17 protein-coding genes are annotated in these 14,359 nt (G+C 39.5%); 13 read left to right on the forward strand and 4 right to left on the reverse strand.

The window, feature by feature from the left end:
• Positions 1 to 5 precede the first annotated feature (5 nt).
• The 8 genes from ACZ44I_RS03455 to ACZ44I_RS03490 all read left to right on the forward strand — a co-directional run bounded on the left by ACZ44I_RS03455 (position 6) and on the right by ACZ44I_RS03490 (position 8,245).
• Positions 6 to 584: an N-acetylneuraminate synthase family protein gene (locus ACZ44I_RS03455; protein ID WP_464548729.1), complete on the forward strand. Its 579-nt coding sequence runs from the start codon at positions 6 to 8 to the stop codon at positions 582 to 584.
• 172 nt (positions 585 to 756) lie between these two features.
• Positions 757 to 2,313, forward strand: a complete 1,557-nt coding sequence (locus ACZ44I_RS03460; RefSeq protein WP_464548727.1) for a hypothetical protein — start codon at positions 757 to 759, stop codon at positions 2,311 to 2,313.
• A gap of 116 nt (positions 2,314 to 2,429) precedes the next feature.
• Positions 2,430 to 3,212 (forward strand): glucose-1-phosphate cytidylyltransferase, encoded by a 783-nt coding sequence (gene rfbF / locus ACZ44I_RS03465; RefSeq protein ID WP_464548725.1) that lies wholly within the window; start codon positions 2,430 to 2,432, stop codon positions 3,210 to 3,212.
• A gap of 3 nt (positions 3,213 to 3,215) precedes the next feature.
• On the forward strand, positions 3,216 to 4,241 hold the full coding sequence (locus ACZ44I_RS03470) for a radical SAM/SPASM domain-containing protein (protein ID WP_464548723.1): 1,026 nt from the start codon (positions 3,216 to 3,218) through the stop codon (positions 4,239 to 4,241).
• Positions 4,238 to 5,197: a hypothetical protein gene (locus ACZ44I_RS03475; RefSeq protein WP_464548722.1), complete on the forward strand. Its 960-nt coding sequence runs from the start codon at positions 4,238 to 4,240 to the stop codon at positions 5,195 to 5,197. The genes ACZ44I_RS03470 and ACZ44I_RS03475 overlap by 4 nt, the downstream gene beginning before the upstream one ends.
• A 93-nt stretch (positions 5,198 to 5,290) precedes the next feature.
• Complete coding sequence (locus ACZ44I_RS03480; RefSeq protein ID WP_464548720.1) at positions 5,291 to 6,070, forward strand: class I SAM-dependent methyltransferase; 780 nt, start codon at positions 5,291 to 5,293, stop codon at positions 6,068 to 6,070.
• 33 nt (positions 6,071 to 6,103) lie between these two features.
• Positions 6,104 to 7,231, forward strand: a complete 1,128-nt coding sequence (locus tag ACZ44I_RS03485) for a glycosyltransferase family 4 protein (protein ID WP_464548719.1) — start codon at positions 6,104 to 6,106, stop codon at positions 7,229 to 7,231.
• Positions 7,232 to 7,324: 93 nt separating this feature from the next.
• On the forward strand, positions 7,325 to 8,245 hold the full coding sequence (locus tag ACZ44I_RS03490) for a glycosyltransferase family 2 protein (protein WP_464548717.1): 921 nt from the start codon (positions 7,325 to 7,327) through the stop codon (positions 8,243 to 8,245).
• A gap of 32 nt (positions 8,246 to 8,277) precedes the next feature.
• Here ACZ44I_RS03490 and ACZ44I_RS03495 read toward each other — a convergent pair whose 3' ends face one another.
• The 4 genes from ACZ44I_RS03495 to ACZ44I_RS03510 all read right to left on the reverse strand — a co-directional run bounded on the left by ACZ44I_RS03495 (position 8,278) and on the right by ACZ44I_RS03510 (position 10,427).
• Positions 8,278 to 9,372 carry a DNA topoisomerase IV subunit A gene (locus ACZ44I_RS03495; protein WP_464551660.1) on the reverse strand — a complete coding sequence of 365 codons (1,095 nt, stop codon included), beginning with the start codon at positions 9,370 to 9,372 and terminating at the stop codon, positions 8,278 to 8,280.
• A 218-nt stretch (positions 9,373 to 9,590) separates the two neighbouring features.
• The gene (locus tag ACZ44I_RS03500) at positions 9,591 to 9,806 is read right to left on the reverse strand and encodes a type II toxin-antitoxin system HicA family toxin (RefSeq protein ID WP_464548715.1); all 216 of its coding nucleotides are present in this window, start codon (positions 9,804 to 9,806) and stop codon (positions 9,591 to 9,593) included.
• A 6-nt stretch (positions 9,807 to 9,812) separates the two neighbouring features.
• Positions 9,813 to 10,031 carry a type II toxin-antitoxin system HicB family antitoxin gene (locus ACZ44I_RS03505; protein ID WP_464548713.1) on the reverse strand — a complete coding sequence of 73 codons (219 nt, stop codon included), beginning with the start codon at positions 10,029 to 10,031 and terminating at the stop codon, positions 9,813 to 9,815.
• Positions 10,032 to 10,160: 129 nt separating this feature from the next.
• Positions 10,161 to 10,427 carry a hypothetical protein gene (locus ACZ44I_RS03510; protein WP_464548711.1) on the reverse strand — a complete coding sequence of 89 codons (267 nt, stop codon included), beginning with the start codon at positions 10,425 to 10,427 and terminating at the stop codon, positions 10,161 to 10,163.
• A gap of 206 nt (positions 10,428 to 10,633) precedes the next feature.
• On the opposite strand from ACZ44I_RS03510, the gene ACZ44I_RS03515 reads away from it, so the two are divergent.
• From ACZ44I_RS03515 to ACZ44I_RS03535, 5 genes are all read left to right on the forward strand, one after another.
• Positions 10,634 to 10,846, forward strand: coding sequence for an antitoxin VapB family protein (locus ACZ44I_RS03515; RefSeq protein WP_464548709.1), 213 nt, complete (start codon positions 10,634 to 10,636; stop codon positions 10,844 to 10,846).
• On the forward strand, positions 10,843 to 11,238 hold the full coding sequence (locus ACZ44I_RS03520) for a type II toxin-antitoxin system VapC family toxin (RefSeq protein ID WP_464548707.1): 396 nt from the start codon (positions 10,843 to 10,845) through the stop codon (positions 11,236 to 11,238). The genes ACZ44I_RS03515 and ACZ44I_RS03520 overlap by 4 nt, the downstream gene beginning before the upstream one ends.
• Positions 11,239 to 11,627: 389 nt before the next feature.
• The gene (locus tag ACZ44I_RS03525) at positions 11,628 to 13,046 is read left to right on the forward strand and encodes an RNA-guided endonuclease InsQ/TnpB family protein (protein WP_464548705.1); all 1,419 of its coding nucleotides are present in this window, start codon (positions 11,628 to 11,630) and stop codon (positions 13,044 to 13,046) included.
• A 200-nt stretch (positions 13,047 to 13,246) separates the two neighbouring features.
• Positions 13,247 to 13,480: a hypothetical protein gene (locus ACZ44I_RS03530; protein WP_464548703.1), complete on the forward strand. Its 234-nt coding sequence runs from the start codon at positions 13,247 to 13,249 to the stop codon at positions 13,478 to 13,480.
• A 217-nt stretch (positions 13,481 to 13,697) separates the two neighbouring features.
• Positions 13,698 to 14,342 (forward strand): acylphosphatase, encoded by a 645-nt coding sequence (locus ACZ44I_RS03535; protein ID WP_464548701.1) that lies wholly within the window; start codon positions 13,698 to 13,700, stop codon positions 14,340 to 14,342.
• Positions 14,343 to 14,359: the final 17 nt, after the last annotated feature.

The following is a 14,359-nucleotide window of genomic DNA, read 5'->3' on the forward strand; positions in this document are numbered from 1 at the left end:
AATGTATGTATTCATCAATCGCAGAACTCGATGAGGCGGTCCGCACCGCCCGCGATGCCGGGTGCCAGGACATAATCCTCCTCAAGTGCACGAGCACCTACCCCGCAACCCCCGAAAATAGCAATATCCTCACCATACCGCACATGCGCGAGCTCTTCGGCTGCGAGGTCGGGCTCTCCGATCACACCCTTGGTATCGGCGCGGCGGTGGCGGCGGTTGCCCATGGTGCAACAGTGATCGAGAAGCACTTCACGCTCAGCCGCGCCGATGGAGGGGTCGATAGTGCTTTCTCGATGGAGCCTGCCGAGCTCCGGATGCTGGTGGAGGAGACGGAGCGCGCCTGGCAGTCGCTTGGCGGGGTGGTGTATGGGCCGACTGAGGCGGAGAAGAGATCCCTGATGTTCCGGCGTTCGCTGTATGTTGCCGAGGATATGAAGGCCGGGGATGTCTTCACGCGGGAGAACCTGCGGTGCGTCCGGCCGGGGCTGGGGCTTGCGCCGAAGTATTATGAAGTTTTATTGGGGACGCGGGTTAATAGGGATTTGAAGAAGGGTGAAGCGGTTGAGTGGGGGATGGTTGGATAATTTTTTATGTTGATAAAAATGTTGGAGCTATATGTTCGTTTAGAGGTTAAAAGTTGGAAAGCGATCAATTGGTGGATTTAAACAATTTTGAATAATTGGTTCAATGATAATAAATAATATTAATTGGATAATTGATTGAATTTATAGTTGTTTGTTTGAGAAGAGAGGGATAATGACTCAATTGAAAAAAATGCTAATATATACTTCATTTCCATATTTTCCAAGACTGGAAACGGAACTTGAAATTGTAGATAATTATCTTGCTAAAGGATATGATGTTGTGATGATTTCTTGTATGGGTGATTTGGCTTTATGTCCCGATAATCAAAAAATACGAAAAATAAAATGTATGTGTTGTCACTCCCGTCTTAAAGCTGGTTATAATTGGTTAAAATCTGAAAAGGTTGTCTTAAAAGGAATCCGGTTTATCAATGCTGCTGATCAAAAGGTGATCGATGATGTGCTTTCATGTTCAATTAACTCTTGGGATGATTTAAAATCTATTGATATTGGTGGTAGTGATGTTGGACTAGCTGCTTTTAGCGAATTGGTATCACTTACAAGAAATCCAAAACCTCCATTGAGTGAAAAAAATAGAGATATGGCGAAAAAGTTATTGAATAATGCGCTTATAGTGCATTTTTCAATTAAAAACCACATTTTAAAAGAAAATCCTGATGTTTTTATCCTTTTTAATGGACGGATATCTGCATATCGACCCGCATTAAGAATTGGACAATATTTTGGTATTGATACAAAAGTTTTTGAGGTTAGTTCAAATTATAGAAAATATATACTGATTGATAATACCTACCCTCATGATTTAATAAATATGCAAGGTTATTTCAAAAAAACATTTGATGCTTCTAAGGATAATGAGGCACAGAAGCAAATTATTGCCAATGAATGGTATAATAATAGGATTGGGGATCTCAGCGGAAAAATAAATCCGTTTGCATATAAGCACAAAAGGGGATCATCCGAATTAAATGATGTAAGAGATTTTTCTGGATTAAAAGTTGGCATTTTTATATCCAGTGAAGATGAATTTGTTGCAATTTCTGAACATATAAATCCATTTTATGTTGATCAAAATCATGGTATTGAAGAAATATTAAATGGGTTAAAAGATGAAAATATTTTATTTATTATACGGGCTCATCCAAATCTAAAAAAATTATTTAATGATCAAATTATTGAATTAAATGCGATCGTTAGAAAACGATATAATGTCAAATATATTCCTCCCTCTTCAAAAATTAGTTCTTATGAACTTATTGAGATCTGTGATATCATTCTAACATTTGGCAGCACTATTGGCATCGAGGCAGCTTATATGGGAAAACCCTCTATATTAATGGGTGTGTCTTCTTATCGGGGGCTGGGTGGGACAATTGAACCAGAATCGCATGATGAATTATTAACTATATTAAAGGAGAGTGCAGAACTTGGACATTTGCCGAATAAATATGAAATTCCTCGAGATATTGTTAAACGTGCATGCACTGTATATGCATATGGATTGCTTGAATCAGGTGTTCCCCATAAATATCAAAAACTGACCTCTCATAGCAAAATATCCTGGATAGAAAAAGATGGCGTGAGAACTTATATCCGTCCTAATGTATTATGTAGAGTGATTAATGGGATTGATTGGTACGTAAAATTACCACTCAGGGTTTTAAAAAGGACATTTATTTTCATTAAGATAAAATTATTCTTTGGATAATAAGTTATTTGGGGTGTTGTTAATATTATAATACTAATGATGTTGGGTGTGAAAAAGAATGTTTAATACTTGAATTGAAACATTTGTTGTATATATTGATTTATAGTGGTTTAATTATGACACTCAAGGCAGTTATTCTTGCAGGTGGTTTAGGCACCCGATTAAGTGAAGAAACAGGATTTAGACCAAAACCTATGGTTGAGATTGGAGGTAAACCAATTCTTTGGCATATTATGAAAATATATTCGTATTATGGCATTAATGACTTTGTAATTTGTCTTGGTTATAAAGGATATATGATTAAGGAATATTTTAAAAATTATTGTTTTCATCAAAATGATGTTGTCATAAATTTAAAGGATAATTCAATAAAAATGATCAAAAAATGTTCGGAACCATGGTCTATTACTTTAATCGATACCGGTGAGTTGGCAATGACGGGTTCGAGAATAAAAAAAATTAAAAAATTTATCGGGGATCCATTTTTATTAACATATGGGGATGCTGTTGCAGATATCAATATTAATGATCTTATAAATTTTCATGAATCGCATGACGGGATTATTACTATGACGGTTGTACATCCTGAATCAAGATTTGGTGCAGTGGATTTAGGAGATGATAATAAAATCAGACAATTTCGAGAGAAATTCCATGGCGATAACACTCAACTTGTGAATGGAGGGTTTTTTGTATGTAATACAGGAATATTCGATTACTTGCCTGATGGTGAAAATGTTGTATTTGAAAAAGAACCATTAGAAAATCTTGCAAAAGACGGTAAGTTATTTGCTTATGAACATCAAAATTTCTGGAAATGTATGGATACATTACGAGATAAAACCGAGTTAGAAGAGTTATGGTATTCCAATCCTAAGTGGAGAATTTGGAAGGAGTAATTAATGAATAACAATAAGTCAAAAATTGATTTGCGACCAAATGAATTAACCGGGATTATTGGTCGTGATTCTATGGATCTTTTACGAGATCTCATTGGTGTTCATAGATGGGATGAATATAGATTATTATATGATCAGCTTAGTAGATTGGAAGTGGAAACTGATTTTCCTATACAACTTGATTTTGAGTTAAATGCATCATGCAACTTAAAATGTCCAATGTGTCCCCTATCTGCAGAAACAAACAAAGGGAAAGGAAGAAATACTTGGTTTGAATTTGATGATTATAAAAAGATTTTAGATGAGGGTATAACAAAAGGGCTGAGGGCGGTAAAATTAAATTACATTAATGAGCCTTTTATCAGGGATGATATTGTTGATTTTATTGATTATGCAAATAAAATTGGTGTGGTTGATATTTATTTAAGTACAAATGGCCTTCTTTTGAATAAAACAGTTATGGAACAATTCATAAAAGCTGGATTAACGAGAATTCAAATCTCAATTGATGCAACTACAGAGAGTACATATAATTTAGTTCGTCCTGGAGGAAACTTTGAACGTGTAATAAATAATATTGAGACTCTTATTAATATAAAAAAGAAAATGTCCTCTTTGACTCCATTAATTAGGGTTAATTTTGTTCGTACCGAATTAAATGAGAGTGAGTTGGAATCATTCGTTGATTATTGGATTGATAAAGTAGATATGATAGGTATTCAGGAGATGGTCAAACCTCCGATCAGCAGTAAAAATGTTGGAAGTAAAACCACTCAAGATAAAAGACAAATTGGATTTAAATGTTCATTTCCGTATAAACAGTTGGTTATTAATAATGAGGGAGATATATTGCCCTGTTGTACATTTTATGGCGAACAATTAAAATTAGGGAATATTAAATCTAATACAATCTCTGAGATTTGGAAATCTGATAAAATAAAAAATTTGAGAAAGATTCACAAAGAGGGACAATATTATTTAAATGAAGTGTGTAAAAAATGTGTTGAAGATTCAGTTATAGGTGATTGAATATTTTATCAAATGATACAACCTATCCAGTAAATGGATTTAAAACACCTGTTTTATTTCTTACATATTGCAGACCTGAAACAACAATCTTGGTTTTTAATGTGATTAGACAAATTAAACCTGAAAAATTATATTTAGCTCAAAATACTCCTGATAGGGATGATTTTGAGAATAATAAAAAATGGCATGTCGTCCGTAAATTAATTGAATCTGTGGATTGGAATTGTGAGGTTCACCGATTATATCATAATGAACATCTTGATATTAAGTCGTCTATCTGCTCTTCAATAACCTGGTTTTTTGAAAACGAAGAGATGGGAATAATCCTTGAAGATGATTGCGTACCTGATATAAGTTTTTTTCAATTTTGCCAGGAACTCCTGGAAAAATATAAGGACGATGATCGAATTGCTATGATTAGTGGAAATAATTTTCAATTTGGAAGGAAAGTTGATAATTATAGTTATTATTTTTCCCGATATACTCATATTTGGGGTTGGGCCTCATGGCGGCGTGCATGGAAGAACTACGATCCAAATATGATGTTATGGCCCGAAATACGTAGTAACCATTTACTAAGGTATTATCTAACAAAAAGATCTATTTATCAATATTGGAAAAAAATTTTTGATAAATGTTATAAAAACGACATTTTAACATGGGATTATCAGTGGTTATTTATGAGCTGGATACAAAACCAACTTACAATTTTACCTTGTAAAAATTTAGTTACGAATATTGGATTTGGTCCTGAGGCAGTTCATACGAAAGGGAAAAGTGGGTTGTCAAATATGAAAACTGAAAAGATGATATTCCCTCTCATACACCCAGAATATATTATGCCTAATATGGAAGCTGATCTTTATACTGAGAAAAAACAATTTTCTGGCGGGAACATTTTATTGAAATTGTTGAAGAAAATAAAACAATTATACTTTTCCTTAGGTAATAATTAAAAAAAAGCTGGTTGTCTGATGTGGGGTGAAAATATATAGTCTCTTTAATATTGAGACTATTACGTTTATAAAATTTCGTGTATTGTGATCTCTATGAGAAAAAAATGTAAGATTTGTGGAAACGAAATGGATAATGTTTTTTCTGCTCGAGTTATCAATAAATACTCAACATTATTCTACCAATGTCCGCAATGTAAATATTTATGTCCAGATAACATCGTTTGGTTAGATGAGGCTTATAAAAAACCAATTAATGTTTCAGATACTGGTCTTTTATCCAGAAATATTTACCTTTCGAAAATAACGTCATGTTTAATATTTTGTTTTTTTGCAAAATCCCGTAGGCATTTGGATTATGGAGGTGGGTATGGTATTTTAACTCGTTTAATGAGAGATATTGGATTTGATTCATTTTGGTTTGATCCTTATACTCCCAACCTTTTTGCCCAAGGTTTTGATTATATTCACAATTTAAAAATTGATGTACTGACATCATTTGAGAGCTTCGAACATTTTATCAATCCTATTGACGATATTGAAAAAATACTTGCCATTTCAAGAAATGTAATCTTTTCAACACAATTACTCCCCTCGCCAACGCCAAAACCTGGCGAATGGTGGTATTATGGTCTGGAGCACGGACAGCACGTTTCATTTTACTCTCATGATACATTAAATTTCATAGCTAAAAATTTTAATTTAAATGTCTATTCGTATAATAATGTGCATATTTTTACAGATAGAAAAATAAATAGTTTATTATTTATGATTTTGATAAATTCATATTGGTTTGTATATCCAATAATTTCATTGATTTTAAAAAGTAAAACAATTGATGATATGGAGAGTCTTAAACAAAGGGGGAATATCTAATTGAAAATATTATATGATCATCAAATTTTTTCTATGCAGAGATACGGTGGAATATCACGATATTTTTGCGAATTGATGAATGAATTATCACTAGATGCCGATCTAAATATCTCTCTTGGTCTTCGTTTTTCAAATAATGAAAACTTACTTGCACAGGAGTCTTTGAATAAATATTGGTCTAACAATATGTATGAGGATTCACATTTTCTTAATTTTATAAACAAGTGGAATTGCTTGTGCAAAAATTCAATTTATTTAAGATTAATTAATCTTCATGAATCCACCCACATTTTAAAAAAACAGAACTATGATATCTTTCATCCAACCTATTATAATCCTTATTTTTTAAAACATCTTAAAAATACACCATTTGTTCTGACTGTTCATGATATGATTCATGAGCTCTATCCCGATTACTTTTCATATTTTGATAGATCTAAGAAATGGAAAAGACAGTTAATTCAAAGAGCTGATAAAATTATAGCAATTTCTGAAAGTACAAAACAAGATATTATAAAACTATATGATATTGATTCAAATCTTATCCATGTTGTTTATCACGGTAATCCATTGGAAAAAACAGTAAAATGTGTTGATGGAAATAATGAAATAGATCCTTCAATAATTAGTAAGAGATATATTTTATTTGTTGGTAACAGAGAGGGCTATAAGAACTTTCGTTTATTTTGTGCTTCGATTTCTCAGTTACTAAATAAAGAAAAAAATTTGTTTCTCTACTGTGCAGGCGGTCAAACATTCACTCCCTCGGAAAAGAAATTATTTGAAGAATTAAATATAAAATCCAAGGTGTATCATATCAGACCAAATGACTGTATTTTAAAACAATTGTATAAGAATGCTGAAGCTTTTGTTTTCCCCTCCCTCTACGAAGGCTTTGGTCTTCCAATACTTGAAGCGTTTTCTTGTGGGTGTCCTACTATCCTAAATAATACAAGTTCATTCCCAGAGATTGGTGGAGATGCAGCAATTTATTTCGATACAAATGATCAAAGTTCTCTTAGTCATGCAATAGAAGCTATTTTGTATGATATAGAGTTTAGAGATAAATTAATAATGAAAGGACTTGAACGAGCCAAAGACTTTAGCTGGAGTAAATCTGCAAAGCAAACAAAAAAAGTATATGAAAGTATTTTATATTGATTTATTTAATTTCAAATTATATATTTGAATACTTACCCTTATTCCACAACCCTCAATAGGAATCTGTATCTTTGTGTAAAGAGATTCTTGAGTATGCGTTGCCCAACCCTTGCCGATCTCCCATCTCCCCCGGAAGGCAGAACCGGCTGGCCGTGGACAGAAGAGACGCCTCAGCTGCCTGATGTTATGCCGGATGGGAAGCCATGGCCGAAGATAAGTATAGTTACACCATCATTTAATCAGGGTGTATTTATTGAGGAGACGATCAGATCGGTGCTCCTGCAAGGCTATCCGAATCTTGAGTATTGTATTATGGATGGTGGAAGTACTGATGATACAATCTCAATTATTAAAAAATATGAAAATTTCCTCTCCTGGGTTTCCCAAGAAGATGGGGGGCAGGCTGATGCGATTGCGAAAGGATTTGATCGATCATCTGGTACAATACTTGCCTGGATCAACTCCGATGATAGATACCTGCCTGACACCTTCAGAAAGATAGCTGAAGCTTTCAATAATCATAATGCGAATTCAGTTTTTGTTCATGGAGATGTCCGTGTTATTAATGAACATAGTGAATATCTCTATACCATAGTTGCAGCCCGACCAAATCGTTTCCTGACGGTTAATACCGCTTTGGGCAAATGGCCTCAGCCCGGGTGTTTCTGGAGAAAAGATACTTATATCAAGGCTGGCGGGGTTGATAAAAATTTTAGATTTTGTATGGATCTGGATCTTTTTATTCGTCTTGTCAATTATGGTGACACACAATATCTTCAGGGTGGACCGCTTGCAGATTTTCGGCTTCATCAGGACTCTAAAACAAGCACATTATCAGACATTGAGAACCGGGAGAAACAGATCATCATCCAAAAATATGGTTCACCTTTTTTCTCGAAACTGTATCCCCTTCTTTTATTGGGATGGATCGTCTGGATGGGAAGGCGAGTTTTTGACGTAATGGAACAAAAGAAGGCTGAATATAGGTTGAAGAGATGCAAAAAGGATTATTAAAATATTCTGATTATTTTCAATATCAACACTTCTCACACAACCCCCATCTCCTTCAACCTCCTCGGCAGGTACTCTCCCGTCACAAAATCCAGCCCCCTCGCCGCAAATGCCTGCTGTTCCGACTTCAGCCCCATCGAGAGCTGGAGATTGATCTGCTCGCGCCAGTAGTCTGTCGCAAACCGGGGGTCGGTCAGCTCCGCCTTGAGTGCGGCGATGTCCTGTTCACTGAGGGTGTCGGCGGGGAGATCGTAATCCCTGATGTCTGAGGGCTGGACGCCGACAAACTGGGCTGCCGGGGTGGCCAGGAGATCAGACATATGCGCACTCTTGATCGAGCCGTAGGCGATCGAGGCATAGATCCGGTAACTCCAGGGGTCGCCGTCTGTGAAGATAAGAACCGGGAGTTTCAGCTCCTCGTTCAGCCTCTTCAGCATCCGCCGGGTCGACCGGGCCGGCTGCCCCTTCAGATGGACGAGGACACAGTTGTACTCCTCGTCAAAGCCATTCTCCTGGAGACGGGCATACATACCGCCGGTCTCCATCGCAATGACAAACTTCGCGTCATGATCGATAAACTCGACACTCCCGACATTGTTTGGGATCGCATACCCGGCCTCCCCGACATCATCCCGGCAATGAATCTCGCGGGCACCACGGCGGGTCGTCTCCCGAATCCTGACCGGCCCGAATATCGTCGCCCCATCCTCCTCAGGCCGGAGATGGAATGCTTCGCGTTCGAGTGCGGTGACAATCTCTAGATCCTCGACGAGATAGTTGCTCTCGTCCTGGGCAGTGAACTTCGCCTTCTTCCAGGACTCCGAGATATAGTACATCTCCCTGAGTGTTGATGAGCGGTTCTCTGTGAGCTGCCCTTTCAGAAACCCGATCACATAGGCCATCTTCAGGAGATGTGTGGCACCCCGGGCAGTTGAAGCAGCCCTTGTGCTCTCCTTCTCCCCGTACTTCCAGACCTCGGTCGCATCATCATAGGTGATATTCTGTTTCGTCCGGGTCGGCAGCCGGATAGAGGGGATCTCGCCATCTGCGATCTGGTCGTACCACTGCTGTGCAATCTCAACGAGGCGGCCGATTGTGTGTGTGTTCTTCTTCTGATCGCTCTCTGGAATTTCTTTCAATGTGGGTTCCTCTGTAGTAAACGCTCTTAAAAACCTATTGTCAACGGGTGACAATCAACGGTATCCATAAGTAATGGCTTTTTGGATTATAATGTGCCAACGAGTATATTGTATGCGACATCCTGAATTAGTACCACCCATTATTTTACTGGTTCCTGATGATACTCTGAATCATTTCATATATGATTGCTGAATTAGCAAGCAATTTCTCAACTGAATTCCTCAATAGGAATCCCAGTATCCCGTGATATTGTGGTGACAATTTTTGGGTGAATAATTGCTCCTGAATGAACAGGAAGAACTACCCTGATCCCATCAGAATTCTCGTATATTCTGTGACTTCCTCTCTGACGAATCATTTTGTATCCATATCTCTCGATAACAGAGGAGATCTTTCTGGCATCAATACGAGGTGTACGAACCATGAAATACTACACTGTTACATCGATGGTTGTCAAGCTGATCTGCTCGCTGAGTGGAATCTTCTGGCCTGATGCCACAATCTCTTCAAGAATCAGGTGTAGCACTTCCTGTATATTTGTGAGGACCTCCTCGTAGGTATCACCCTGCGCATAGCATCCCTGGATTGCTGGTATATGGGCATAATAGCCATCGTCGTCCTTTTCAATGACAACACCAAAACTGGTCATGATAATTGATATCTTCTTTCTCTAGAGTAATAATCTTTTGTCTGGATGGAAAATAGTTCGTATTTATGTCATAAAAGCCCGTATCTTTCTTGTATGCGCCCCTCCGAAAAGATCCTGATAACCCTTTCACTAGTAATATTCCTTGCATCGATTCACAATCTTTGCATCATCAAGGAAATATATATCCGGCTCATCCTGAAGAAACTGGTGTAGGGAGTGGCTCGATAGCTTCATCATTCCTACCACTTCATGGTGTAAAAGCAACTCATGGAGCATCTGTTTTATCTCTGAAGGCTCTTCTTTGATGAACTGGATATCTGGTTTCATTGATGGATCACTCGGGCATTTCCCATAGCCTGACAATAATGGTGATTTTTTCCACATAAAGGTCTTCATTGAACCTTGACCCACTCCGACTCCGCGGGGGGGCACTGCTCAATCCCCCGCTTTTGTCCTCGGGGTGGGCGATCCAAATGGTCACCGAGCGGTGCTGCTCGCACCGCCATGGGGATTAGGGCGCTATCGCGCCTGAAATGACTTATACTTGCCACTCTCAGTGCTAAGGTAAAATATTTATATAATCGTGTTTAATACACAATATTATGAAGACGATCACCATCCGTGAGGACACCTATTATATGCTTAGGCAGATGAAAGAAGAGCATGATAGTTTCAGCGATGTGATAGATCGTCTGCTGACCTATAAAACAGGGAATATCAGGAAGTTCGCCGGTGCTTTGAAGAATTCAAAGAACCTTGATACACTGAAAGCAGAGATTCGGGTGATTCGCGAGTCGGCAAAGGAAAGAATATGATACTCCTTGACTCATCTTTTCTTATCGACTTTTTCAGAGATGAAAAATACACATCGTTCATTCCGGAGAATGAGATCCCTGTTGTTTCTGTCATCTCGTATTATGAGATAATGTCCGGGGCCAAGCGTCTTCGTTCAAAGAAAGAAGAAGAATTCTTTCAGAGATTGTTTGCTGAAATTGAGATTCTGGATTTTTCTCTTCCAGCAGCTCACTATGCGAGTGCCATCTCGGCGAGGATGAAGGCTGCAGGAACTCCTGTGAACGCGCTTGCTATTTTGATTGCAGGTACAGCCTGTGCCTCCAATGTCGATCAAATCATCACGGCTGATAAGGATTTTGAAATAATTGCACGCTTTTCAGATCTGCAGGTTATTCGGTATTCTGATATATAAATTATATTGTCATAATATTTTTGACTCTTCTCCAAAATTCTGATCGCTTGTGTTTTTCCAGAATTCTTAGGGACGTGGGAAAAGATCCCGGATAGAGATCCCGATGCAACAACCGGATCATTGAGGGTAATTGAAGCAGGTGCGGCGCGGGTACCGGGGGGCTGGGGCACGAAAACCCGGCATAGGGAGACGGAATCCCTAACGGAGCATCTGCAGTAGTTCTTCTTTTGGGATGGCATTCCACTGAGATACCTTTCCGAGAATATCATTCAGTGTGCCCCTTGCAATTTCATCTCAAAGGGCGAGGAGACCCCGGTATTCATGCCGTGGAGGAATCGCCCATAATTGAACCATAACCCATATCCTGTAGTACAACCCATATCCATCAAATGGTAATTCGAACGGTGTCAAACTATCTGCGACTGTCACAACGACAGTATCATATTATTGACACACTCGCATACCATTCAAAGAATTTGTACAATGTTGCATTGTACAATACCCGGCAGCATTACTTCGAATATTGCGAAAATGCTCTGGTTTTCCAAACTGTTCGACCGGATATTGCATCCAGCATCACTATCTGTATCGGTTCCTTTCTCCCCTATACCCGGAAGAAAGACTTTCCCTACAAAGATGTTTCAAATTATGTCCAATCACGCCAGAATGAGAACTATCCGCTGCTCCATAGTGATGTTGCTCAACAGACGATCAGGAGTGTTGAAGAAGCGTATATCTCGTATTTTGCACTCATGCGGATGTACCACTGTGGCGAACTCAGCAGTCAACCACGACCTCCACGCTATCTGGAGAAGGATGGACGGTACAAACTGGCATTTCCTGCATCGCATATCACGATGCAAAACGGCTATGTCACTCTCGGCATGTCACGGATGTTTAAAAAACGGCATGGATTAACCGGGAAAGAACTGACATTCAAAATCCCTCCACAGATTCAACCAAACCAGATCCGTGAGGTGACCATTGTGCCACACCATAACGGGAAGGTATACACGATCGAATTTGCGTATACGGTTCCCCTTCAACCAACCCATCTTAATCCTGACCATTATCTTGCAATTGATCTCGGCGTTACCAATTTTGCAACAATCGTTGACACTGCTACCGGGACTGCCTCGATTATCGATGGTACGTATCTAAAATCAATCAACCGGTGGTACAACAAAGAAAACGCCCGATTACAATCGATTAAAGATAAACAGGGATTAACCGAGGAGTTTACGCACCGCCAGTCACGCCTCCTCATCAGACGAAATAACAAAATCAACGAAGCAATGAACCGGTTCGTCGCCTATCTCATCAGATTTGCATGTGATCACGAAATCGGTACCATTATTGTGCCACGATGGGATGGGATCAAACAAGAGATCAATCATGGTGCGAGAAACAACCAGAATTTCGTCCAGATCCCCTATGCGAAATTTCGACGAAAATTACAGTCAAAATGCGAGCTGTTCGGGATACACTTTGACGATTCCCATGATGAACGGTACACATCTCAGGTTGATGCCCTGGCACTCGATCCGATCCAGAAACCATGGTATGGAAGATGCCGTCGTATCAGCCGGGGACTGTATCAGAGCAGTTCCGGTATCGTGATCAATGCGGATGTCAATGGTGCGTTAAACCATTTGAGAAATGTAGCTGGTGATTCGGTTATGACGCCGATAATCAGTAGCGGTCGCGTCAACCGACCGGTACGAATAAGGCTCAACTACGAGCAACCTTCGTGCAGATTAAATTGCAATGTCTGTGGTAACACCGCTATTGCAAGCCACGCTCTTTAGGGCGGGGTAGTTGACCAACCAGCTCCTTGCAAACCGTCATCACTTCCCGCTGACCAGGGAAGAATATCTGCATATGGTCGAGACGGCGAAGATCGCTTCAAGGAGGCGCTCTGGTTCGCCACCGATGCCGGAGTGGGGAAAGGATTGAGTTGAGTTGAGTTGAGTACTGGGCGTTTTGAGCACATGAAGATTTGATTAAGGTGAAACAGATGGAAGACGAGTCTGAAGATGAGTATTATTCAGAGACGTATGACAGTTCCCACGATGGAGCAGAGAGAGAAAAGAGAGAAGCAGCGGAGTATCCTTTGACCGGAAAAACAGGCAACATACAGAAGTTTGCCGGAGGATTGAAGCATGCAAGGCATGCAGGGGTACTTGATCTGCTGAAAGCAGAAACCAGGGAGATCCGGGAGTCTGCAAAGGAAAGGCTGTGATTCCCGTGACCTCTGTTTCGTATCGATTGTGTCAGTCACAAAACATTTTTCTGGCTCGGGCATCTTCAGATTCAGGTTATTTCAGATTCAGGCAATTTCAGATTCAGGTTATTTCTGGCTCAGCTGACGCTGAATCGATGTAATTATGCTCAATTTTAACATCTCTGCTCCCCGGTCGGAAGAAACTATTTTATCTTCTTCTTCCATAGTAGGTACAATGAAACGTTTTGTCGCTATTGCGAAGGGGCGTGTCCAGCGGGTTGGCTATCGGGAGCATGTCTACAATGAGACATTTGAAACAGATATCTCCGGGTATGTAAAAAACCTGGAGACCGGAGAGGTGGAGATCGTTGCAGAAGGGAAAGAATCAGATCTGCTGGAGCTGATCAACCGGATTAACATTATCCAGCGCCCCATCGCTGTCAAATCGTTTACCGTCAAATGGGAAGAGCCCACAGGAGCATACAGCGACTTTGAGATCATCAGGGGAGATATCCAGCTGGAGACATTTGAGCGGATGGATTATGCCGGGAATGTTCTGCATAGTATGGATATGAAACTTGACACCAGCCTCAACAAACAAGATCAGACTCTGGATAAACAGGATCAGATGTTGAATAAGCAGGATCAGATGTTGGATAAGCAGGATCAGATGCTACATAAACAGGACCAGATGCTACATAAACAGGACCAGATGCTCGAAAAACAAGACCTGATGCTTGAGGTTGGAAAAGAGACCCGGGATGAGATCACGTCCCTCAGGAAAGATACCCGGTCATATCTAAATGATGAATTCAAGGAGATCAGAAAGGAACTCACCTCCATTAAGGATGCCCTCACCCGTGCAGGAATACAGGTCTGAAATATTTTATATTTTTA

The organism is Methanocalculus pumilus (assembly GCF_055382585.1).